Origin of the sequence: Zunongwangia sp., assembly GCF_048269745.1 — a bacterium.
In the GTDB taxonomy this organism is placed as follows: Bacteria; Bacteroidota; Bacteroidia; order Flavobacteriales; family Flavobacteriaceae; genus Zunongwangia.
Genome location: NZ_JBLXIB010000005.1, coordinates 99,238 through 120,588 on the forward strand (window position 1 = coordinate 99,238; position 21,351 = coordinate 120,588).

20 protein-coding genes are annotated in these 21,351 nt (G+C 34.0%); 17 read left to right on the forward strand and 3 right to left on the reverse strand.

What is annotated here, in order from left to right:
- The first annotated feature begins 8 nt into the window (after positions 1–8).
- The 13 genes from ilvB to argH all read left to right on the forward strand — a co-directional run bounded on the left by ilvB (position 9) and on the right by argH (position 14,559).
- Positions 9–1,742 (forward strand): biosynthetic-type acetolactate synthase large subunit, encoded by a 1,734-nt coding sequence (gene ilvB / locus ACN0WI_RS07995; RefSeq protein ID WP_417886152.1) that lies wholly within the window; start codon positions 9–11, stop codon positions 1,740–1,742.
- Positions 1,742–2,281 (forward strand): acetolactate synthase small subunit, encoded by a 540-nt coding sequence (gene ilvN, locus ACN0WI_RS08000; RefSeq protein ID WP_417886154.1) that lies wholly within the window; start codon positions 1,742–1,744, stop codon positions 2,279–2,281. Before ilvB ends, ilvN begins: the two co-directional genes overlap by 1 nt.
- Positions 2,278–3,753, forward strand: coding sequence for a ketol-acid reductoisomerase (gene ilvC, locus ACN0WI_RS08005; protein WP_417886155.1), 1,476 nt, complete (start codon positions 2,278–2,280; stop codon positions 3,751–3,753). The genes ilvN and ilvC overlap by 4 nt, the downstream gene beginning before the upstream one ends.
- A gap of 3 nt (positions 3,754–3,756) precedes the next feature.
- On the forward strand, positions 3,757–5,025 hold the full coding sequence (gene ilvA / locus ACN0WI_RS08010) for a threonine ammonia-lyase IlvA (protein ID WP_417886156.1): 1,269 nt from the start codon (positions 3,757–3,759) through the stop codon (positions 5,023–5,025).
- A 402-nt stretch (positions 5,026–5,427) separates the two neighbouring features.
- The gene (locus ACN0WI_RS08015; protein WP_417886157.1) at positions 5,428–6,057 is read left to right on the forward strand and encodes a GNAT family N-acetyltransferase; all 630 of its coding nucleotides are present in this window, start codon (positions 5,428–5,430) and stop codon (positions 6,055–6,057) included.
- A 13-nt stretch (positions 6,058–6,070) separates the two neighbouring features.
- The gene (locus tag ACN0WI_RS08020) at positions 6,071–7,252 is read left to right on the forward strand and encodes an argininosuccinate synthase (RefSeq protein ID WP_417886158.1); all 1,182 of its coding nucleotides are present in this window, start codon (positions 6,071–6,073) and stop codon (positions 7,250–7,252) included.
- A gap of 18 nt (positions 7,253–7,270) precedes the next feature.
- Entirely contained in the window at positions 7,271–8,233 is a 963-nt protein-coding gene (gene argC, locus ACN0WI_RS08025) for an N-acetyl-gamma-glutamyl-phosphate reductase (protein WP_417886159.1), read from the forward strand.
- 24 nt (positions 8,234–8,257) lie between these two features.
- Positions 8,258–9,052: a pyrroline-5-carboxylate reductase gene (gene proC / locus ACN0WI_RS08030; protein ID WP_417886160.1), complete on the forward strand. Its 795-nt coding sequence runs from the start codon at positions 8,258–8,260 to the stop codon at positions 9,050–9,052.
- A gap of 2 nt (positions 9,053–9,054) precedes the next feature.
- The gene (locus ACN0WI_RS08035; RefSeq protein WP_417886161.1) at positions 9,055–10,191 is read left to right on the forward strand and encodes an aspartate aminotransferase family protein; all 1,137 of its coding nucleotides are present in this window, start codon (positions 9,055–9,057) and stop codon (positions 10,189–10,191) included.
- A 122-nt stretch (positions 10,192–10,313) separates the two neighbouring features.
- A complete protein-coding gene (locus tag ACN0WI_RS08040; protein ID WP_417886162.1) occupies positions 10,314–11,261 on the forward strand; it encodes an N-acetylornithine carbamoyltransferase in 948 nt (315 codons plus the stop codon).
- A gap of 123 nt (positions 11,262–11,384) precedes the next feature.
- The gene (argB, locus tag ACN0WI_RS08045) at positions 11,385–12,158 is read left to right on the forward strand and encodes an acetylglutamate kinase (RefSeq protein WP_417886163.1); all 774 of its coding nucleotides are present in this window, start codon (positions 11,385–11,387) and stop codon (positions 12,156–12,158) included.
- Positions 12,158–13,225: a M20/M25/M40 family metallo-hydrolase gene (locus ACN0WI_RS08050; protein ID WP_417886164.1), complete on the forward strand. Its 1,068-nt coding sequence runs from the start codon at positions 12,158–12,160 to the stop codon at positions 13,223–13,225. Before argB ends, ACN0WI_RS08050 begins: the two co-directional genes overlap by 1 nt.
- Positions 13,226–13,284: 59 nt before the next feature.
- Positions 13,285–14,559: an argininosuccinate lyase gene (gene argH / locus ACN0WI_RS08055; RefSeq protein ID WP_417886165.1), complete on the forward strand. Its 1,275-nt coding sequence runs from the start codon at positions 13,285–13,287 to the stop codon at positions 14,557–14,559.
- Between the two features lie 56 nt (positions 14,560–14,615).
- On the opposite strand, the gene ACN0WI_RS08060 is transcribed toward argH, so the two are convergent.
- The 3 genes from ACN0WI_RS08060 to ACN0WI_RS08070 all read right to left on the reverse strand — a co-directional run bounded on the left by ACN0WI_RS08060 (position 14,616) and on the right by ACN0WI_RS08070 (position 16,431).
- Positions 14,616–15,512, reverse strand: a complete 897-nt coding sequence (locus ACN0WI_RS08060; RefSeq protein ID WP_417886166.1) for a mechanosensitive ion channel family protein — start codon at positions 15,510–15,512, stop codon at positions 14,616–14,618.
- A gap of 11 nt (positions 15,513–15,523) precedes the next feature.
- Positions 15,524–16,021: a Dps family protein gene (locus ACN0WI_RS08065; protein ID WP_417886167.1), complete on the reverse strand. Its 498-nt coding sequence runs from the start codon at positions 16,019–16,021 to the stop codon at positions 15,524–15,526.
- 89 nt (positions 16,022–16,110) lie between these two features.
- Positions 16,111–16,431 (reverse strand): phosphoribosylpyrophosphate synthetase, encoded by a 321-nt coding sequence (locus ACN0WI_RS08070; protein WP_417886168.1) that lies wholly within the window; start codon positions 16,429–16,431, stop codon positions 16,111–16,113.
- Positions 16,432–16,987: 556 nt separating this feature from the next.
- Between ACN0WI_RS08070 and ACN0WI_RS08075 the strand changes: the two genes are divergently transcribed.
- From ACN0WI_RS08075 to rfbB, 4 genes are read left to right on the forward strand one after another with little or no spacing between them, the layout of a single operon-like run.
- Positions 16,988–18,001: a LacI family DNA-binding transcriptional regulator gene (locus ACN0WI_RS08075; protein ID WP_417886169.1), complete on the forward strand. Its 1,014-nt coding sequence runs from the start codon at positions 16,988–16,990 to the stop codon at positions 17,999–18,001.
- Positions 18,002–18,022: 21 nt separating this feature from the next.
- Positions 18,023–19,018, forward strand: coding sequence for an SDR family oxidoreductase (locus ACN0WI_RS08080; RefSeq protein ID WP_417886170.1), 996 nt, complete (start codon positions 18,023–18,025; stop codon positions 19,016–19,018).
- Positions 19,019–20,296, forward strand: coding sequence for a nucleotide sugar dehydrogenase (locus ACN0WI_RS08085; RefSeq protein ID WP_417886171.1), 1,278 nt, complete (start codon positions 19,019–19,021; stop codon positions 20,294–20,296).
- The gene (gene rfbB / locus ACN0WI_RS08090) at positions 20,293–21,345 is read left to right on the forward strand and encodes a dTDP-glucose 4,6-dehydratase (RefSeq protein ID WP_417886172.1); all 1,053 of its coding nucleotides are present in this window, start codon (positions 20,293–20,295) and stop codon (positions 21,343–21,345) included. Before ACN0WI_RS08085 ends, rfbB begins: the two co-directional genes overlap by 4 nt.
- Positions 21,346–21,351 lie beyond the last annotated feature (6 nt).

Genomic DNA, 21,351 nt, shown 5'->3' on the forward strand with positions numbered 1-21,351 from the left:
GGTGAATTATGGAAGTAAAAACAGCTAGTTTTGAAAAAACATCGGCAGATACTTCAACAACTGTTTCTGGAGCAGAAGCAGTAATAAAGTGTTTGTTAGAAGAAGGTGTAGAGACTATTTATGGCTACCCTGGAGGAGCTATTATGCCGGTGTACGACGAATTGTACAAGTACCAGGATAAAATTCATCACGTCCTTACTAGGCATGAGCAAGGAGCAACTCATGCTGCCCAAGGATATGCACGAGTAAGTGGTAAAGTTGGAGTTGCTTTAGCAACTTCCGGACCAGGTGCAACTAATTTAGTTACTGGAATTGCAGATGCTCAGATAGATTCAACACCTATGGTTTGTATAACAGGCCAAGTTGGTTCTCATCTTTTAGGGAGTGATGCTTTCCAGGAAACAGATATTGTAGGTATTTCAACACCTATTACAAAATGGAATTATCAAGTAACTCGAGCAGAAGAAATACCAGAAATAATTGCAAAAGCATTTTATATCGCAAGATCAGGACGTCCAGGTCCGGTTTTGGTAGACATTACTAAAGATGCACAATTTGCTTCTTTAGAGTTTAACTATAAAAAATGTAAAGGCATTCGTAGTTACAAAGCCAACCCTGAGGTAAATCATTCTCAGATAGAAAAAGCTGCGGAAGCTATTAATACAGCTAAAAAACCTTTAATAGTTTTTGGACAAGGAGTTATTCTTGGTGAAGCAGAAGCATTATTTCAAGAATTTGTTGAAAAAACCGGAATACCAGCTGCTTGGACAATACTAGGTGTATCAGCATTAGCATCTAAACATCCATTAAATGTAGGTATGGTAGGAATGCATGGAAATTATGCACCTAATGTATTAACTAATGAATGTGATTTGCTTATTGCCATAGGAATGCGTTTTGATGATCGTGTTACCGGTAATCTAGAATATTATGCAAAGCAAGCTAAAGTGATTCATATGGAAATTGATCCTGCTGAAATCGATAAAAATGTAAAAGCAGATTTTCCAATTTTGGGTAATGTAAAAGAAACATTGCAATTACTTTTAGAGCAAGTAAAACCAAACCAACATAAAGAGTGGCATAATAAATTTAAAGAATTATATAAAATAGAGTACGATAAAGTCATAAGCCTTAATCTTGATGTAAACAAGAAGGATATGGGAATGGCAGAAGTTATTCAAGAAATCAATAAAAATACCGATGGTAAAGCCGTAATTGTTTCCGATGTAGGTCAGCATCAAATGGCAGCTTGTCGTTATGCAGATTTTAAGCAAACTCGAAGTAATATAACCAGTGGAGGTTTGGGAACTATGGGATTTGCTTTACCAGCTGCAATTGGAGCTAAAATGGGTTCTCCAGAGCGAGAAGTAGTTGCCGTTATAGGAGATGGTGGTTATCAAATGACGATTCAAGAATTGGGAACTATTTTTCAAACTAAAATTCCGGTTAAAATTGTGGTTTTAAATAACGGATTTTTAGGGATGGTTCGGCAATGGCAACAACTATTTTTTGATAGAAGGTATGCTTCTACCGAAATGACAAACCCTGACTTTGTAGCCATAGCAGAAGGATACCATATAAAATCAGCACGAGTGACCGATCGTAGTCAGCTTAAAGATGCTGTAGCAGAAATGATAGCATCAAAAGAAGCTTATTTCTTAGAAGTTAAAGTAGAACAGGAAGAGAATGTATTCCCTATGGTACCTACAGGAGCATCTGTTTCAGATATAATTTTAGAATAATGGAAAAGAAGAATTTTACCGTTTCGATATATACCGAAAATAACTTAGGACTATTAAGTCGAATAGCGGCTATTTTCCTAAAAAGACATATTAATATAGAGAGTATTACAGCATCTCCAAGTGAAGTGCCGGAAGTAATGCGATTTATTATTGTTATACATGTATCCGAAGAGCAAGTCAAAAAAATTATCGGTCAGATTGAAAAGCAAATAGAAGTTATTAAAGCTTTTTATCACACCGATGAAGAAATGGTTTACCAAGAAACTGCATTGTACAAAATAAAATCTTCGGAATTTTTAGATGATTTTAATGTTCAAGATTTTATTAAAGCAACAAATGCTCGTATTGTTACCGTTACACAAAAATTCTTTGTAATCGAGAAAACCGGTAAGCATAACGAAATAAACACATTGTACGAAACACTTAAACCATATGGTTTAATGCAGTTTGTACGTTCAGGAACTATAGCAGTTACCAAAAGTGAAATGCCAATAACAGGAATCTTAGAAAAATTTAATACTACAAATTCAATATCATGAAAAACTATTTTAACAGCCTTTCTTTACGAGAAAAATTAGCCCAGCTGGGAACGTGCAGGTTCATGGAACTAGATGAGTTTAGTGATGGAGTGGCTGCCTTAAAAGATAAAAAAATAGTTATTGTAGGATGCGGATCTCAAGGCCTTAACCAAGGTTTAAATATGAGAGATAGTGGTCTAGATATTTCTTATGCGCTACGAGAAGGAGCCATTAAAGAAAAAAGGCAATCTTACAAAAATGCAACAGAAAATAATTTTATAGTAGGAACTTACGAAGAGCTAATTCCTTCAGCAGATTTAGTAATTAACCTTACTCCAGATAAGCAACATACCGGTGTAATTAAAGCGATTATGCCATATATTAAAAAAGATGGGGTTCTTTCGTATTCTCATGGTTTTAATATTGTTGAAGAAGGGATGCAAATTAGAGAAGATATTACCGTAATAATGGTAGCGCCTAAGTGTCCTGGTAGTGAAGTAAGAGAAGAATATAAAAGAGGTTTTGGTGTGCCAACATTAATTGCAGTACACCCTGAAAATGATCATTTAGGTATCGGTTTACAATGGGCCAAGGCGTATGCTTATGCTACAGGAGGTCATAAAGCCGGAGTACTTCAGTCTTCTTTTGTAGCTGAGGTTAAGTCAGATTTAATGGGAGAGCAAACTATTTTATGTGGATTGCTTCAAACAGGATCTATCCTTAGTTTCGATAAAATGGTTGCAGATGGTCTAGCACCTGCTTATGCTGCAAAATTAATTCAGTATGGATGGGAAACGATTACGGAAGCGCTTAAGCATGGTGGTATCACCAATATGATGGATCGTCTTTCTAATCCTGCAAAAGTTAAGGCTTTTGAAATTTCAGAAGAATTAAAAGAAATCATGCGTCCGCTTTTCCAAAAACATATGGACGATATTATTTCTGGAGAATTCAGCTCTAGAATGATGCGGGATTGGGATAATGATGATAAAGAATTATTGGAGTGGAGAGCTGCAACTGGAGAAACTGCTTTTGAAAAAACAGAGGCTTCCGATGAAGAAATTTCTGAACAAGAATATTTCGACAAAGGAGTATTGATGGTCGCTATGGTAAAATCTGGTGTAGAGCTTGCTTTTGAAACTATGGTAGAAGCGGGTATTATTGCTGAATCTGCATATTATGAATCCTTACATGAAACTCCGCTTATCGCTAATACAATCGCTAGAAAGAAATTGTTCGAAATGAACCGAATTATTTCAGATACGGCTGAGTATGGTTGTTACTTGTTCGATCACTCTTGTAAACCATTAATAAAAGATTATGTTAATGATTTAGACAAAGATTTTATAGGTCATGCTTATGGAACTGAAGAAACCGGAATTGATAATCTTGAATTGATTGCTGTGAATGATGCTCTAAGACAACATCCTGTAGAAAAAGTAGGGTCTAAGCTTAGAAAAGCAATGACAGCAATGAAAAGAATATACGAATAAATTATGGATACTGCATTGGCACAAACATATAGACCGAGTTTGGAAGCTATTAAAGAAGCATCTGGAAGAATTTCTAAAGTTGTTGTTCATACACCTTTAGCAGAATCATTTACGTATAGCAACCGATTTGGAGCAAATATTATGCTTAAACGAGAAGATTTACAACAAGTACGATCTTATAAAATTCGTGGTGCTTACAATAAGATTTCCAGTTTGCCTAAAGATCAGTTAGAACAAGGAGTAATTTGTGCCAGTGCGGGTAACCATGCACAGGGTGTTGCTTTCGCCTGTAATAAATTAAAAGCTAAAGGGGTTATTTATATGCCAAGTACTACACCAAGCCAAAAAGTGGCCCAAACAAGAATGTTTGGAGGTGAGTGGGTAGAAGTAGTTTTAGAGGGAGATACTTTCGACGACTCTTATAAAAGTGCAATGATGAGGGCTATAGAAAATAATCTTGTTTTTATCCATCCATTTGATGATGAAAAAGTAATAGAAGGGCAAGCAACTATAGGTCTTGAAATTTTAGAACAAGCCAATGAGCCTATCGATTATGTTTTTGCTCCTTTAGGAGGAGGAGGATTGCTAGCTGGGGTGTCTTCTATATTTAAAGAATTATCACCAAATACAAAGATTATCGGTGTTGAACCTGAAGGAGCACCATCAATGTCTGCTTCTTTAAAAGAAGGAAAACTTATAGAATTAGAACATATAGAGCGTTTTGTAGATGGAGCTGCTGTACAGAAAGTAGGAAGTCGAAATTTTGAAATTTGTAAGCATAATCTAGACCAGATGATTACTGTTCCTGAAGGTAAAATTTGTCAGACTATCCTAGATCTTTACAATCAGGATGCTATTGTTGTAGAACCTGCGGGTGCAATGTCAATATCAGCGTTAGATTTTTTTGCAGAAGAAATAAAAGGTAAGAATGTAGTTTGTATTGTAAGTGGCAGTAATAATGATATTACACGTACTGCAGAAATCAAAGAACGCGCATTACTTTACTCTGGTTTAAAACATTATTTTGTAGTGACATTTCCACAGCGAGCAGGAGCTTTACGTGAATTTTTAGATAAGGTATTAGGACCTACCGATGATATAACACATTTTGAATATTCTAAAAAGCACGAAAGGGAAAATGGTCCTGCTGTAGTAGGAATAGAGCTAAAAAATAAATTGGATTTTGAGCCACTCATCAATAGAATGAAAGAGCGAAATTTTTATGGCAGGTATCTAAATGATACACCAGATTTATTTCAGTTCATTATTTAATTAAAAAGCTTTGTTTTATTCGTCTATAAAACCTATATTCACATTCTAAATGAATTAATCAAATAAATTTTATTATTAATAATCGATTTTTCACGAGTAACATCAGGATACAATTTTATAAATAGTATAATTGGTAATTAAAATTGTTTGAAATTTTTTATATTGAAACAAAATTTAAACATACAAGCAATCTTAAAATTCCTTAATCAAGGGGTGTTTTTTTTGATTTCTTTATTCAGTAGCCCTTCAGCTCCTGCTCTTATCCTTATTCCCGTACGCCATCGCCGCACTCCCCGCCGCACGTAGGTGCGTGTATATTTTTATGGAACTTAGGTGAGTCCGGTTCCCCTTTCGGTTAGAACTTTCAAATAATTTTTTTCAATCCTAATAATCGTTTAGCAAATGAAGATTGTCATTGCTAATAAATCTCATGCAAAATTTGCAGAGATTATTTGTACAACTATAGAAGAATCTGCCAAAGTTCGTGGTACAGGTATCGCTCGTCGTACGCCAGAATATGTAATTACCAAAATGGAGAATGGTAATGCCATTATAGCATTGGATGGCGACAAGTTTGCCGGTTTTTGTTATATAGAGACCTGGAGTCACGATAAATATGTCGCAAATTCGGGCTTAATAGTTCATCCGGATTATCGAAATCAGGGTTTAGCGAAAGACATTAAAAAAGCCGTTTTCGATTATTCAAGGAAAAAGTATCCAGATGCAAAAATTTTTGGAATTACTACAGGCTTAGCCGTGATGAAAATAAATTACGAGTTGGGATATCAACCGGTTACTTTTTCTGAACTTACCGATGATGATGCCTTTTGGAAAGGTTGTCAAACCTGTAAAAATTATGATATTCTAACCCGTACAGAACGTAAAATGTGTTTGTGTACAGGAATGCTTTATGATCCTGAAAAAAAGAAGAAGGATAGAAAAAAGCACGACCTTAATGACAAAACTTTTACCCGATTAAAAAATATAAAACAAAGTCTTTTCTATAAAAAAGAAAAAAACAAACAAGATTAAAACCTAACCAAAAATGAAAAAAGTAGTTATTGCCTACAGCGGCGGATTAGATACTTCATATTGTGCAAAATCATTGTCTAACGAAGGTTTCGAAGTTCATGCAGTAAGTGTGAATACCGGAGGATTTTCGGATGAAGAAGTTCAAAATATTGGAGATAATGCAAAGAAAATAGGAGCAACCACCTATAAAAATATCGATGCTGTTTCTTCATTTTATAATAAGGTGGTAAAGTATCTTATTTTTGGTAATGTTTTAAAAAATAATACCTATCCACTTTCTGTAAGCGCCGAGCGTATAGTACAGGCTATTGAAATTATAAACTATGCCAAAGAGATTGGTGCAAAATATATAGCTCACGGTAGTACAGGTGCGGGCAACGATCAGGTGAGATTCGATATGATTTTCCAGATTATCGCTCCGGAGATCGAAATTATTACACCAATTCGAGATAAACAATTAAGCCGACAGGAAGAAATTGATTATTTAAAGGCGAATGGAGTTGAAATGAACTGGGAAAAGTCTAAATATTCCGTGAATAAAGGACTTTGGGGAACCAGTGTTGGTGGTGCCGAAACATTAACTTCTCATGAGTCTTTGCCAGAGTCTGCATTTCCATCACAACTTTCAGAAACAGAAGTTGGAAAAATCAGTCTGAGTTTTACTAAAGGGGAACTTACCGCTATTAACGATAAAGAAGATTCACCTGAAAATAACATTCAGATTCTCGAGGAAATCGCTAAAAAGTATGCAGTAGGCCGAGATATCCATGTTGGGGATACCATCATTGGGATTAAAGGTAGAGTAGGTTTTGAAGCTGCTGCGGCAACGATTATTATTAAGGCTCATCATTTATTAGAAAAGCATACGCTTAGTAAGTGGCAATTACAACATAAAAATTATGTAGCGAATTGGTACGGTACTCATTTACACGAAGGCCAGTATTTGGATCCTGTAATGCGCGATTTTGAAGCTTTATTGCAAAGTTCTCAGGAACGAGTAACCGGGAAAGTTTTTGTGAGCCTGCATCCTTACCGATTTAATTTAGACGGAATTTCATCTCCTTACGATCTAATGAACAGTAATTTTGGAAATTACGGAGAAGAAAATAAAGCCTGGACAGCTAACGATGCTAAAGGATTTATCAAGATTTTATCGAATGCTGGTAAGATTTACCAATCAGTAGAAAATAACTAATCGAAAAATTGGCAAAGCATGATTAAAGCAGGAATTATTGGCGGTGCAGGATATACAGCAGGAGAACTGGTTAGAATTTTAACCTTTCATCCAGAAGTTGAACTCGATTTTGTGTATAGTACTTCCAGGCCCGGAACTCCGGTTTCAGGAGTGCACCAAGATCTAATTGGGGAAATTGATCTATTATTTTCAGGAGAAATTAATACTGAAGTAGATGTCGTTTTTCTTTGTCTTGGACATGGAAATTCGGTAAAGTTTTTAGCTGAAAATACATTTTCTGCGCAAACGAAAATTGTTGATTTAAGTACCGATTTTAGAATGAAGGGTGATCACGATTTTGTTTATGGTTTACCTGAATTTAAAAAAGAAGAAATCAAAAAAGCGAATTTTATTGCGAATCCCGGCTGTTTTGCTACCGCAATAAGTCTGGCGATACTTCCGCTGGCAAAAGCGAAAAAAGTAACAGACGAATGGCATGTTAATGCCGTTACCGGAGCAACGGGAGCCGGAGTTTCACTTTCAGCAACCACACATTTTACTTGGCGAGATAATAATTTTTCAGCATATAAATCTTTTGAACATCAGCATTTAAATGAAATAGGACAAAGTTTACAATCGCTGCAACCCGATTTTAGCGCGACCGTAAACTTTATTCCGAATCGAGGAAATTTCTCTCGTGGCATTCATGCAACTGCTTATACCAAGTTTACCGGTAGTGTCGAAGAGGCTAAAGAGATTTATGCAGCGCAATATAAAGAAGCGGCTTTTACGTTTGTAACAGATGAAAATATTCATTTAAAGCAAGTCGTAAATACCAACAAAGCATTATTGAAAATAGAAAGATTTGGCGATAAATTGTTAATCACCAGTGTGATCGATAACTTATTAAAAGGTGCTTCAGGACAAGCTGTACAGAATATGAATTTGATGTTTGGTTTGCCTGAAGATTCAGGATTGCATCTTAAAGCCAGTTACTTTTAGAACCAATTTCTAAAAACTTAAACTATGAAAATAGCGATTATCGGTGCAGGAAATTTAGGAAAGTCGATTGCTAAAGGACTTATCGTAAACAATGCATTTACCACACTTTATTTAACTAAACGCGATACAGAAGCCATTAAATCTTACGAAGAATATTCGAAAGTTACGGTGACTTCAGATAATCAGGAAGCCGTTAAAAATTCAGATATCCTGATTTTTGCGGTTCAACCCCAGCAATTAGAGCGAATTCTCGAAGAAATTAAAGATCTACTTACTGAAAAACATGTATTGATTTCAACGATTACCGGTTTTAAAATCGATAGAATTGAAGCCATAGTCGGTAAAGATCAGTTTATTATTCGAGCGATGCCAAATACAGCAATTGCCGTAGGCAAATCGATGACGTGCATGTGCAGCAACGAAAAAGGAGTAAAGCGAATCGCTATTGCCGAAGCTATTTTTAATCGTTTAGGAACAAGTATTATTATTAACGAAAATAAAATGCAGGCCGCAACGGTAATTTGTGCTAGCGGAATCGCTTTTTGGATGCGATTAATTCGTGCCACCACTCAAGGTGCTGTACAACTTGGTTTCGATGCCAAAGATGCTCAGGAATTAGCAATGAATACCTGTTTGGGTGCTGCAAGTTTATTGGTAGAATCGGGTAAACATCCTGAAGAAGAAATCGATAAGGTAACCACACCAAAAGGTTGTACAATAGAAGGTTTGAACGAAATGGAACACAATGGTTTAAGTTCTTCTCTAATTAAAGGTTTACAAGCCTCTTTTAAAAAAATAAATAACATTTCAGAACAATAAATATGGAGCTTTTTGATGTTTATCCATTATTTGATATCACGCCCGTAAAAGGTGAAGGCAATTATGTTTTCGATAAAGAAGGCAATAAATATCTCGATTTATACGGTGGACACGCGGTAATTTCTATTGGTCATTCCCATCCGGCCTATGTAAACGGGATTTCGAATCAGGTTCGCCAACTTGGTTTTTATTCAAATTCAATTAAAAATCCGTTGCAGGTAGAACTGGCTGAAAAATTAGGGAAATTATCGGGCTGTGAAGATTACCAACTATTTTTATGTAATTCTGGGGCCGAGGCGAATGAAAATGCCTTAAAAGTAGCCTCGTTTGCAACTGGAAAAGATCGCGTAATTTATTTTGAAAATGCCTTTCACGGGAGAACCTCTGGAGTGGTAGCAGTAACCGATAATGAGAATATTAAGGCGCCGTTTAATAAAGGTCATAAAATCACTAAAATCGCTTTTAATGATACTGAAGCTCTAGCTGCTGAATTACAAAAAGGAGATGTCGCCGCGGTTATTTTTGAAGTTATTCAGGGTGTTGGTGGCTTGGATGAAGCAACTACAGAATTTTATCAGCAAATTGAAAAATTAGCCAAAGAAAACGGCGCGATGATTATTGCCGATGAAGTTCAGGCAGGCTACGGAAGAACAGGTGATTTTTTCGCTTTTCAGAAGCATAATATTCATCCAGATATTATTTCCATTGCAAAAGGAATGGGGAACGGATTCCCAATTGGTGGCGTTTTGATCGATAAAAATATCGCTCCAAAGTATGGAATGTTGGGAACTACTTTTGGCGGAAATCATTTAGCATGTGCAGCTGGATTGGCAGTGCTAAACATTCTAGAAAAGGAAAATCTGATGCAAAATGCTTCAGCGATGTTCGATTATGTTCAGGAGAAAGCAAAAGAAATTCCGCAGATAAAGAATATCAAAGGTCGCGGATTAATGATTGGCTTAGAATTCGATTTTGAAATAGCCAATCTTAGAAAAGACATGCTGTACGTACATCAAATTTTTACAGGATCTGCTGCTAACAAAAAGTTGCTTAGAATTTTACCACCGCTAAATATCGAAAAACGGCATTTTGATACCTTCTTTAAAGCTTTAAAGATCAGTTTAGCGAATCAAAAATAACAAAATGAGTTTGCATCATTCCGTGCTCGGCATGGAATCTCATCATCTTATTAGAATATTAAAATATAGCCAGATATTCTGAATTCAATTCAGAATCTTAAAACTAAAAATTAACCAATTTCATGAGACATTACACAAGCGTTCACGATATCGAAAACCTTGATGAATTAATACAAGAAGCGATTCAGCTTAAAAAAGAAAACTCAGCTGCCACTTTAGGAAAAGGAAAAACCCTGGGCTTGTTGTTTTTTAATTCCAGTTTACGTACGCGTTTAAGTACAGAAAAAGCTGGCCGACTTTTAGGAATGGAAGTGCTTACGATGAATGTTGGTGCAGATGGATGGGCCTTGGAGTTTGAAGATGGAGCGATAATGAATTCGGATAAAGCAGAACATATTAAAGAAGCTGCTGCTGTGTTGTCTCAGTATTGTGATGTTATTGGAGTACGTGCTTTTCCTGGGTTAAAAGACAAAGCGAAAGACGAAGAAGAGCAGGTGATTAATGCATTCAAAAAGTTCGCAAGTGTTCCCGTAGTGAATTTAGAAAGTTCTACCGGTCATCCTTTACAGGCGTTAACCGACGCGATATCAATCACCGAATTAAAGAAAAAAGATAAATTAAAAGTCGTATTAAGCTGGGCGCCGCATCCTAAAGCTTTGCCACAATCGGTACCAAATTCTTTTGCTGAAATGATGCAGAAAATGGATGTTGAGTTTTGTGTTGCAAATCCTGAAGGTTACGATCTAAGCGACCGAGTTCTAAATGATACTAAAGTTTATCACGATCAGGATGAAGCTTTAAAAGGTGCCGATTTTGTTTATGTGAAGAATTGGAGTAGTTATGAGAATTACGGTGAAGTATTGTCTACCGATTCAAATTGGACATTTTCTAAAGAGAAATTAGCGCTTACCAACGATGCTAAAGTGATGCATTGTTTGCCGGTTAGACGAAATGTGGTGATTGCAGATGAAGTTTTAGACAGTGAAAATTCAGCTGTAATTCATCAGGCAAATAATAGAACGTATGCCGTTCAAGCTGTTTTAAAACAAATATTGGAAGGTTTGGATTAATGCCGGTTATGTTTCAATTTGAAAATATGCTAATTAGAATCACGAAAATAGAATATAGATTAGAGAGTTGCTATTTTGCTATAAATCTTGAAATCTCAAATCTAACTACTAACGACTAAAAAAATGAAACCACTAAAAGTTGTAAAAATAGGAGGGAAGCTGATCGAAGACAAAATTAAATTCGATGAATTTCTGGAAGATTTTAAAAATCTGGAAGGGCATAAAATTCTGGTACATGGTGGTGGAAATATGGCAACTCAGATTTCAGAAAAATTGGGTTATGAAACCAAAATGGTAGATGGTCGCCGGATTACTGATGAAGATACAGTAAAGGTAATTACCATGGTTTATGGCGGACTTATCAATAAAAATATTGTAGCAAAATTGCAGTCAATGGGAACTAATGCAATCGGACTTTGTGGTGCAGATGGAAAAAGTATTTTGTCGGTAAAAAGACCGGTAAAAAATATCGATTATGGATTTGTAGGAGATATAGAAAAAGTAAATGCTGAATTTATAGATTCTTTACTGAACGATGGTGTTGTTCCGGTTTTTTCGGCGATTTCTTGTACAAAAGAAGGAGTTTTACTGAATACGAATGCCGATTCTATCGCTTCGGAAATTGCACGCGCCATGAGTAAGTCTTACGAAACCGAATTGTATTATTGCTTTGAGAAAAAAGGAGTTTTAGCAAATGCTGAAGATGATGAATCGATAATTAAAGAAATTGACTTTTTAGAATACAAAACGTTAGTTGAAAAAAAGGTAATAACTGATGGTATGTTACCCAAACTTCAGAATTGTTTTGAAGCCTTAGAAAATGGTGTTCAGAAAATTCATTTAGGAAATCATCAGTCTTTAAAAGAAAATACAACGCATACCAAAATCATTCAATAATGGAAATAAAAGCACTTCAGCAAGAAGCACTTCAATTACTTCAAGATTTAATTGAAACGCAGTCATTTTCAGGAGAAGAAGATCAAACAGCACAGTTATTAGAGCAGTGGTTTGTTAAGCATAAAATTCAATATAAAAGACATTTAAATAATGTTTGGGCCACTAATCAGGCTTTTGATGAAGCAAAACCTACTTTGCTCTTAAATTCGCATCATGATACAGTAAAACCAAATGCAGCCTATACTAAAGATCCATTTAAAGCAGAAATTCTAGATGGAAAACTTTTTGGTTTAGGAAGTAACGATGCCGGTGGTTGTTTGGTTTCTTTACTAGCGACTTTTACTTATTTTTATGATAGAAATGATTTAAATTATAATATCATTTTTGCTGGTACTGCTGAGGAGGAAACCAACGGTAAAAATGGAATTGCCTGTATGTTACATATAATGCCAAAAGTTGATGTGGCCATTGTAGGTGAACCAACGCTAATGGATTTGGCGGTTGCTGAAAAAGGTTTGGTAGTTTTTGATGCTGTTGTAAAAGGAACGCCTTCTCATGCTGCGCATCCAAATACAGATAATGCAATTTATAAAACGGCTGAAGTTTTAAAATGGTTTGAAGCAGTCAAATTTCCTGAAGTTTCTAAGCAATTAGGAGAAGTGAAATTAACGGTGACTCAAATTAAAGCAGGATCTCAGCATAATGTGGTGCCTGCTAAGGTTGATTTAGTGGTTGATGTTAGGGTGAACGATTGTTATTCGAATCAGGATATTAGTGACTTTTTACAGAAAAATGCTCCGGTAAATAGTATCGAGCCAAGATCTTTACGATTAAATTCTTCGAATATTCCGTTAGATCATGATTTGGTAAAAGCCGGTTTAGATTTAGGAATGAAAACCTACGGATCGCCAACATTATCAGACCAGGCGATGCTGAAATGTTCTTCTCTAAAATTGGGTCCAGGAGATAGTATACGATCACATTCGGCAGATGAATTTATTTATGTGAACGAGGTAGAAGAAGGAATAGAAAAATATATCGCCTTATTAGAAAAGGCGTTGAAATAAGAATCAACTAAACTTCACTGACTTTTAAAATCTGTGAGGTTTAAAAATAATATATCACAATGAAACTTTGGGATAAAGGAATAAGCATCGATAAGAAAATAGAAAAATTTACGGTAGGAAACGATCGGGAATTGGATATGTACCTAGCTAAATATGATATTACCGCATCGAAAGCACATGCAAAAATGCTTGGCGAGATCGGAATCTTAGAGAAAAGCGAAGTGCCGGCTTTGTTAACCGAATTAGATAAACTTCAAAAACAGGTTGAAAATGATGAATTTGTAATTGAAGAAGAATTTGAGGATGTACATTCTAAAATAGAATATGAGCTGACCAAAGTTTTAGGGGATACTGGAAAAAAAATACATACGGCTAGATCGCGTAATGATCAGGTTTTGGTGGCGATGCAATTATATTTTAAAGAAAATTTAATTGAAATTCATCAAAAAACGGAAGGATTAATCGATATCCTTTTGAGTTTAGCTGAGCAGTATAAAGATAAGTTGCTTCCCGGTTATACGCATTTGCAAGTGGCAATGCCATCTTCTTTTGGGCTTTGGTTTTCGGCTTATGCTGAAATTTTAATCGATGATTTGTATCAACTAGAAGCTGCGTTAAAAGTAGCCGACCAAAACCCTTTAGGTTCAGCTGCGGGTTATGGCTCGTCCTTTCCTATAGATCGTGACTTTACAACAAAAGAATTAGGTTTTAAAACCTTAAAATATAATTCGGTTGCCGCACAAATGAGCAGGGGTAAATGTGAACGTACGGTAACTTCAGCAATTGCAGGACTGGCAAACACATTGGCACGTTTTGCAATGGATATTTGTTTGTATATGAGTCAGAATTTTGGATTCATCAGCTTTCCGGATGAGTTAACTACCGGAAGTTCGATCATGCCACACAAAAAAAATCCAGATGTTTTCGAATTGATACGAGGCAAATCGAATAAACTTCAGGCTATTTCAACAGAAATGGTTTTAATTACTAATAATTTGCCGAGTGGTTATCATAGAGATTATCAGCTTATCAAAGAAAACAGTATGACTTCCGTAGAAGGAATAAAAGAGATTTTGGATATTTTTTCATATTCAATTTCTCAGATTATTGTTAAGGATATCGATCTAAATGATGATAAATATAAATACTTGTTTACGGTAGATAGTATTAATGATTTAGTGATCGATGGTGCTAGTTTTAGAGATGCTTATAAAGAAATAGGAGGACAGGTGCAAAGTGGAACTTATCAACCAGGAGAAGGAAGAAAACACAGTCATTTAGGAAGTAAGGATAATTTGGCTTTAGATAAAATTGCAGCCAAGAAAAAGTTGTAATAAAAAAGCAACGTGTAATTTACACGTTGCTTTTTTATAAAATATACTTTCTAATTTTATTCTTCAGAAGACGTATAAGGTTTATTTAAATTCAAATTATTTGAAAAATCAATTGTTCTAATAGGGAACGGAATATTAATACCTTCTTTATCAAATGCCTTTTTAATCTGAATAATAGCATTACTCTTAGCCACTAAAATTTCGTAATTTTTGGTAGCATCTATCCAAAACCGAACTATAAAATTAATAGAACTGTCGCCAAATTCAGTATACATAAACTCTACTTCCTCTTGGTTATTTTGAGTATACAAGTCGGCTATTGTATCTTTAGTAAGCTTTTTTACTTTTTCTAGGTCTGAACTATATCCAACACCACAGTTTACAATTACACGAGTTCTATTTGTACTGCTGTAATTTTTAAATGCATCATCTACAATCTTTGAGTTTGGGATGATTACAAAATTATTATCGTTTTGCTTAATCTTGATACTTCTAAGATTAATTTCAGTAACAGTACCGGCATATCCATTAGTTTCTACCCAATCTCCGATTTGTAATTCCGGTAAAAAGCTTAAAATTACTCCTGAAAAACTATTGTTTAAAGGTCCTTGCAAGGCTAAACCTACTGCCAAACCAACAACTCCAGCACCAGCTAAAATAGAAGTTAATAATTGATTAAGGTTTAATAAACCTAAGGAAATAAAAAAGCCAATTAAGATTATAGTTGCTTTTAAAACCTTAACAGTTATAGAGCGAATTGAATCTTGTTTGACGTGTGGAGTTAATAATCGATTTACTAGTTTTCCTAAATATTTAGCTCCTATTATAAACAGTACAAAAACAAGAACTGCCAAAATAATATTTGGCAGATTCAGGATAATATTTTCAAGCCAAGAGCTTAATTTATCTACTAAGGAATCTAATGACTTTTCAAAATTAAATTTTTCAAACATTCACTAATTATTTATTCCATAATTGCTTTGTGCGTTTCTGCAGTTTTCATTTTCCATGCATCTAACATCCAAGTTGTTTTTTCTAGTTCTCTAATGTAAGCACCAATTAAATCTATAGTCCCTTCATCACCAGAAGCATCTGCAGCTTTAACAACTTTGCGCATTTGTTTTAAAAGTACGCTATGGTCTTTAATAAGTTGTTCGATCATTTTATAATCGGTAAGTTCAGATTTAGATTCTTCTAAATTGGAAAGCTCTAAATATTCACTTAAGTTACTAGTTGGCTGAAATCGAAGCGTTAAAATTCGTTCTGCAATTTCATCTACTTTTAATTTAGCATCGTCGTACATTTCTTCGAACTGTTGATGCAAATCGAAAAAGTTTTTTCCGATCACATTCCAGTGAAAGTTTCTCAATTTTTGGTAGTATAGATGATAGTCTGCAAGAAGAATATTAAGTTCGTCTACAGTTAATGATATTTTTTCTTTATCTAATCCTAAATAGTTCATAATATTATTATTTTCTTTTATTCAAATTTATAGTTAATAATTAGGTTTAAATATAAATTATATAAATTATAATTTATGATATAATTGATTTAATTTATAGGTCGGTTTTGTTTTAAATCTAATTTTTCTTGCATAGATTTTGAAAGTTGCCCACTACTAATGCCGTAACCGTCAACTAAAGTTCCTTTTTTACCATCTGCAGTAGTTATAGCATAAAGTATAGCATTATCATCGGGATTGCTCATTCCTTCAAAACGCAATACTTTATCTACTTCAAATTCATGAGCAGCAAAAGTTGTTTCACTAGATTTTAATTCAATCTCTTCATCTCGAAGATTAAAATCGTGTTCATAACCTTCTTCGAGTTTCAATTTATTAATTGCTTGTGAAAGTGTTCCGTAATCTTTCATTATGTATTGTTTTTCTTTTTGTCGAATGTTAAATTACAATGAGAAAGTGGTATATACCAAACAATACTTTTGGTTTAGTATAAGTTTAACTCGCTATTAGCTAAATTTTTGAATCTGTTATTTCTCTTTTTTATTTTTAGAAAATAAACCTATAGGAAGTACTATTAAAAAGAAAAAATACCAACCTGTAAGAAATCCAATAATAGTTATAACTGCGGCAAGAATATAAAACCAATAATATTTGAGGAAATTCATGTGTAATGAATGTAATTTCGTTTAAATTAAATAGTTGTTTCGTGATAATTATCTAAAAATAAATTGATATATTTAAATGTAGAAAGTAACAATTATAGTTTTCCCCATAAAAACTTTTTAAGTGAAGTAGAAAATAAAAATAATCATAATTTATTTACTTTTTCTGCGTTTAAAAAACACTTCAAAATAAAGTAATACATCATATTCCCATAGAATAGTTAGATTTTATTTTTTAACAATCTTAAAATTGCTTTTCTTTGAGGTAAAAAAGACAGATTATAAAAAATATGGTCGAAAAGTTATGAAAAATAAAATCACTCTAAAAGAGCTTTCTAAATTACTGAATGTTTCTGTTTCTACCGTATCAAAAGCGTTAAATGATAGTCCAGAGATAAGCCAAAAAACGATAGAACGAGTAAAAGAACTTGCAGCATTGCATAACTACCGGCCTAATCCTGTGGCTGTAAATTTAAAAAGTAGTAGAAGTGGAACAATAGGAGTTATCGTTCCTAATATAGCTAATACTTTTTTTGCAAAAGTATTATCGGGTATCGAGGCACAGGCGCAAGAAGTTGGATTGCAAGTAATGACGTATATATCAGATGAATCTTACGAACGTGAGGTACAAATTGTAGAACATTTAACTGCAGGTTTTGTAGATGGTGTATTACTTTCTATAGCAGAGGAAAGTCAACGTAAACGTTCTTTTGATCACATTTACAGTTTAATTGATTATGATATTCCTGTAGTACTTTACGATAGAATAAATTACGATATGCCAGTTGATAAAATTGGTGTGAATGATGCGGAAAGTTTTAAAAAAGTAACAACGAAATTAATAAAAAAAGGAGTAAAGCGTATTGGTCTTGTTTCTACAATACTTCACCTAGTAACAGGTAAAGAAAGAATACGAGGTTATAAAGAAGCATTACTACCAAGTATGGAAGAGCATATTGCAGCATCTACTCGTAGAGATTATTTAGATGATTGCATATATCAAGTTCTTATAAAAGAAGAAGTGGAAGCTGTATTATGTACTGATTTTGAAAGTACATTACGAGTTTACCGGTACGCATACGAACACAATATTAGAATTCCTCAAGATTTAAAAATTATTGGATTTTTGAATGATGATATTGCTCCTTATATGACGCCTTCACTTAGTTATATTGAACAAAATCCTCAGAAAATAGGGAAAGGAGCCATGAAGCTACTACATAAACGACTAACAGGAGAAGCAGAGTTAAATAAATACCGAGAAAAAATTGTAAAAACTAAATTGATAGATCTAGAGTCTACTAACTTTGAACTTTAATTAAAAATAACCGTTTCGATAATGCATCCTAATTTAGAAAAACTAAAAGAATATAAGATTTTAGTTACCGGTGGAGCTGGTTTCATTGGTTCTAATCTTTGTGAAGCTTTGCTTAAGTTAGGAGCTGAGGTTATTTGTTTAGACAATTTTTCTACAGGGAGAAAAGAAAATATATATGGTTTTTTAGGTAACCCTCTTTTTACTTTAATAGAAGGAGATATTCGAGATTTAAAAGTTTGCCAAGAAGCTTGTAAAAATGTAGATTTTGTATTGCATGAAGCTGCATTAGGCTCTGTGCCAAGATCTATAGAAAATCCAATAACCACCAATAAGGTAAATATAGATGGTTTTTTAAACATGCTAGTAGCAGTTAAAAATTCAAAAGTAAACCGATTTATATATGCAGCTAGTTCGTCTACCTATGGGGACTCAACTGAATTACCTAAAACAGAAGACAAGATAGGTAAGCCGCTCTCCCCATATGCTGTTACTAAATATGTAAATGAATTGTATGCAGAAGTTTTTCATAAAACATACCAAATAAATACAATAGGTTTACGCTATTTCAATGTTTTTGGGAAACATCAAAATCCAAATGGAGCTTATGCTGCGGTGATTCCAAAATTTATACAGCAGCTTATTCATAAAGAATCCCCTGTAATTAACGGAGATGGTAGTTTTTCAAGAGATTTTACCTATATAGATAATGTTGTACAGATTAATATTTTAGCGATTTTAGTTGAAAATCCAGCAGCTTTAAATCAAGTTTATAATGTAGCTTGTGGAGAACGTACAACATTGAATCAATTGATAAGCATTTTAAAAGAAAAATTGGCTGCTTTTGATAGTTCTATATCAGAAGTTACTCCAACTTACGGACCGACGCGTATGGGCGACATACCACATTCTAATGCAAATATAGCAAAAGCCAAAAATTTACTTCAGTACAATCCTCAGTTTACTGTAAAAAAAGGATTAAAGAAGGCTATTTCTTGGTATTGGAATAATTTAAATTAAATGGATAAGAAGATTGCTGTTGTTGGTTTAGGCTATGTGGGTTTGCCATTAGCTAGACTATTTGCTACCAAATATAGCGTAGTAGGCTTCGATATAAATGAAGCTAGAGTTCAAGAATTAAAACAAGGAGTTGATTTCACTCATGAAATTAGCTCCGAAGCTTTACAAAAAGTTCTAAAAGAAGAAGATTCTGATGATAATGGGCTATTCTGTGTTTCAGACTCAGCCTATTTAAAAGACTGTAATTTTTATATTATAACAGTTCCTACTCCGGTAGATAAAAATAATAATCCAGATTTAAATCCTCTTTATAAGAGTAGTAAAACAATAGCCAAACTATTAAAAAAAGAGGATATTGTAATTTACGAATCGACTGTGTTTCCCGGAGCTACAGAAGAAGAATGTGTTCCCATTTTAGAGAAATATAGCGGTTTAAAATTTAATATCGATTTTTTTGTAGGTTATTCTCCGGAACGAATAAATCCGGGTGATAAAAAACATACTGTAGATAAAATCTTAAAGGTCACTTCAGGTTCTACACCAAAAGCTGCAGAGGAAGTTAACTCATTATATGCTTCGGTAATTACTGCAGGGACACATCTTGCACCATCAATTAAAGTGGCAGAAGCAGCTAAGGTGATAGAGAATTCTCAACGTGATATCAATATTGCTTTTGTAAATGAATTGGCTAAGATCTTTAATATTTTAGATATCGATACTAAAGCTGTTTTAGCAGCTGCAGCAACTAAATGGAATTTTATTTCTTTCTCTCCTGGTTTAGTAGGTGGACATTGTATAGGGGTTGATCCCTATTATTTAGCACAAAAAGCACAATCTGTAGGATACCATCCTGAAATTATTCTGGCAGGTAGAAGGATGAACGATAGTATGGGGCAATATGTGGCTTCAGAAGTTGTAAAGTTGATGCTAAAAAAAGATATCCGAGTGAATAATTCTAAAATTTTAATTCTCGGTTTTACCTTCAAAGAAAATTGTCCTGATGTTCGTAATACAAGAGTTGTTGATGTTTATCATAACCTAATAGATTATGGTAGTAATGTATCGGTTTTCGATCCTTTAGCAAAACCCGATGAAGTAAAGCGAGAATACGGAATTATAACTAGCCAAGATCAACCAAGCGAAAAATTTGATGCTATTGTGTTAGCGGTATCTCATTCTAATTTTGAATTGTTAGATTTAGATAGTCTCAAAAATGATATTTCAGTAGTATATGATATTAAAGGTTTTTTAGGAACAAAAGCAGATAAAGTTTTATGAAAAAAAAGAACATTTTAATAACTGGAGGTGCCGGTTTCATTGGTTCGCATGTTGTCCGGTTATTTGTAAATAAGTATCCGGAATATCATATTTTTAATCTTGATGTACTTTCATACGCTGGTAATCTTGAAAATATTAAAGATATTGAAAAGGCTGAAAATTATACATTTTTAAGAGCAGATTTAGTTCATGAAAATATTCTTGATGATTTATTTCATAAATATAATTTTGATGCTGTTATACATTTAGCCGCAGAATCTCATGTGGATCGGTCTATTTCAGATCCTTTAGCTTTTGTGAAAACAAATGTAATTGGCACCATGAATTTGATGAATGTTTGTTTGAGATATTGGAAAGATAATCTTTCAGATAAACTATTTTATCATATTAGTACCGATGAAGTTTATGGAACATTGGGGCAAGATGGATTGTTTACTGAAGAACATCCTTATCAACCAAACTCGCCTTATTCAGCTTCAAAAGCAAGTTCAGATCATTTTGTACGTGCATACGGGGAGACATATGGTTTGCCTTATATTATTTCGAATTGTTCTAATAATTATGGTCCTAATCAATTTCCGGAAAAATTAATTCCACTTTTTATAAATAACAGTATTCATCAAAAACCATTACCTGTTTATGGAGATGGTAAATATACTAGAGATTGGTTATATGTAAAAGATCATGCTGCAGCTATAGATTTAATTTTTCATGAGGCAAAGCAAAAAGAAACCTATAATATTGGTGGATTTAATGAATGGCAAAATATCGATTTAATTCATTTGCTATGCGAGATTATGGATCGAAAATTAGAGCGAGAAAAAGGAACTACAGCAGCGCTTATCACTCAAGTAAAAGATAGGCCTGGCCATGATAAACGTTATGCAATAGATGCCACTAAAATCAATACCAAATTGGGTTGGAAACCCTCAGTTACTTTTGAAGAAGGGCTAGAGGAAACGGTAGATTGGTATTTACAAAATACAGTATGGTTAGAAAATATTATAAACGGAGAATATATGGCCTATTATAAAAAGCATTATTCATAAACCTTT

What these genes read in the sequence shown, in the direction of transcription:
- ilvB (WP_417886152.1), top strand. Translation starts at nt 9, where the DNA reads ATGGAAGTAAAAACAGCTAGTTTTGAAAAAACATCGGCAGATACTTCA.
- ilvN (WP_417886154.1), top strand. Translation starts at nt 1,742, where the DNA reads ATGGAAAAGAAGAATTTTACCGTTTCGATATATACCGAAAATAACTTA.
- ilvC (WP_417886155.1), top strand. Translation starts at nt 2,278, where the DNA reads ATGAAAAACTATTTTAACAGCCTTTCTTTACGAGAAAAATTAGCCCAG.
- ilvA (WP_417886156.1), top strand. Translation starts at nt 3,757, where the DNA reads ATGGATACTGCATTGGCACAAACATATAGACCGAGTTTGGAAGCTATT.
- ACN0WI_RS08015 (WP_417886157.1), top strand. Translation starts at nt 5,428, where the DNA reads ATGAAGATTGTCATTGCTAATAAATCTCATGCAAAATTTGCAGAGATT.
- ACN0WI_RS08020 (WP_417886158.1), top strand. Translation starts at nt 6,071, where the DNA reads ATGAAAAAAGTAGTTATTGCCTACAGCGGCGGATTAGATACTTCATAT.
- argC (WP_417886159.1), top strand. Translation starts at nt 7,271, where the DNA reads ATGATTAAAGCAGGAATTATTGGCGGTGCAGGATATACAGCAGGAGAA.
- proC (WP_417886160.1), top strand. Translation starts at nt 8,258, where the DNA reads ATGAAAATAGCGATTATCGGTGCAGGAAATTTAGGAAAGTCGATTGCT.
- ACN0WI_RS08035 (WP_417886161.1), top strand. Translation starts at nt 9,055, where the DNA reads ATGGAGCTTTTTGATGTTTATCCATTATTTGATATCACGCCCGTAAAA.
- ACN0WI_RS08040 (WP_417886162.1), top strand. Translation starts at nt 10,314, where the DNA reads ATGAGACATTACACAAGCGTTCACGATATCGAAAACCTTGATGAATTA.
- argB (WP_417886163.1), top strand. Translation starts at nt 11,385, where the DNA reads ATGAAACCACTAAAAGTTGTAAAAATAGGAGGGAAGCTGATCGAAGAC.
- ACN0WI_RS08050 (WP_417886164.1), top strand. Translation starts at nt 12,158, where the DNA reads ATGGAAATAAAAGCACTTCAGCAAGAAGCACTTCAATTACTTCAAGAT.
- argH (WP_417886165.1), top strand. Translation starts at nt 13,285, where the DNA reads ATGAAACTTTGGGATAAAGGAATAAGCATCGATAAGAAAATAGAAAAA.
- ACN0WI_RS08060 (WP_417886166.1), bottom strand. Translation starts at nt 15,512, where the DNA reads ATGTTTGAAAAATTTAATTTTGAAAAGTCATTAGATTCCTTAGTAGAT.
- ACN0WI_RS08065 (WP_417886167.1), bottom strand. Translation starts at nt 16,021, where the DNA reads ATGAACTATTTAGGATTAGATAAAGAAAAAATATCATTAACTGTAGAC.
- ACN0WI_RS08070 (WP_417886168.1), bottom strand. Translation starts at nt 16,431, where the DNA reads ATGAAAGATTACGGAACACTTTCACAAGCAATTAATAAATTGAAACTC.
- ACN0WI_RS08075 (WP_417886169.1), top strand. Translation starts at nt 16,988, where the DNA reads ATGAAAAATAAAATCACTCTAAAAGAGCTTTCTAAATTACTGAATGTT.
- ACN0WI_RS08080 (WP_417886170.1), top strand. Translation starts at nt 18,023, where the DNA reads ATGCATCCTAATTTAGAAAAACTAAAAGAATATAAGATTTTAGTTACC.
- ACN0WI_RS08085 (WP_417886171.1), top strand. Translation starts at nt 19,019, where the DNA reads ATGGATAAGAAGATTGCTGTTGTTGGTTTAGGCTATGTGGGTTTGCCA.
- rfbB (WP_417886172.1), top strand. Translation starts at nt 20,293, where the DNA reads ATGAAAAAAAAGAACATTTTAATAACTGGAGGTGCCGGTTTCATTGGT.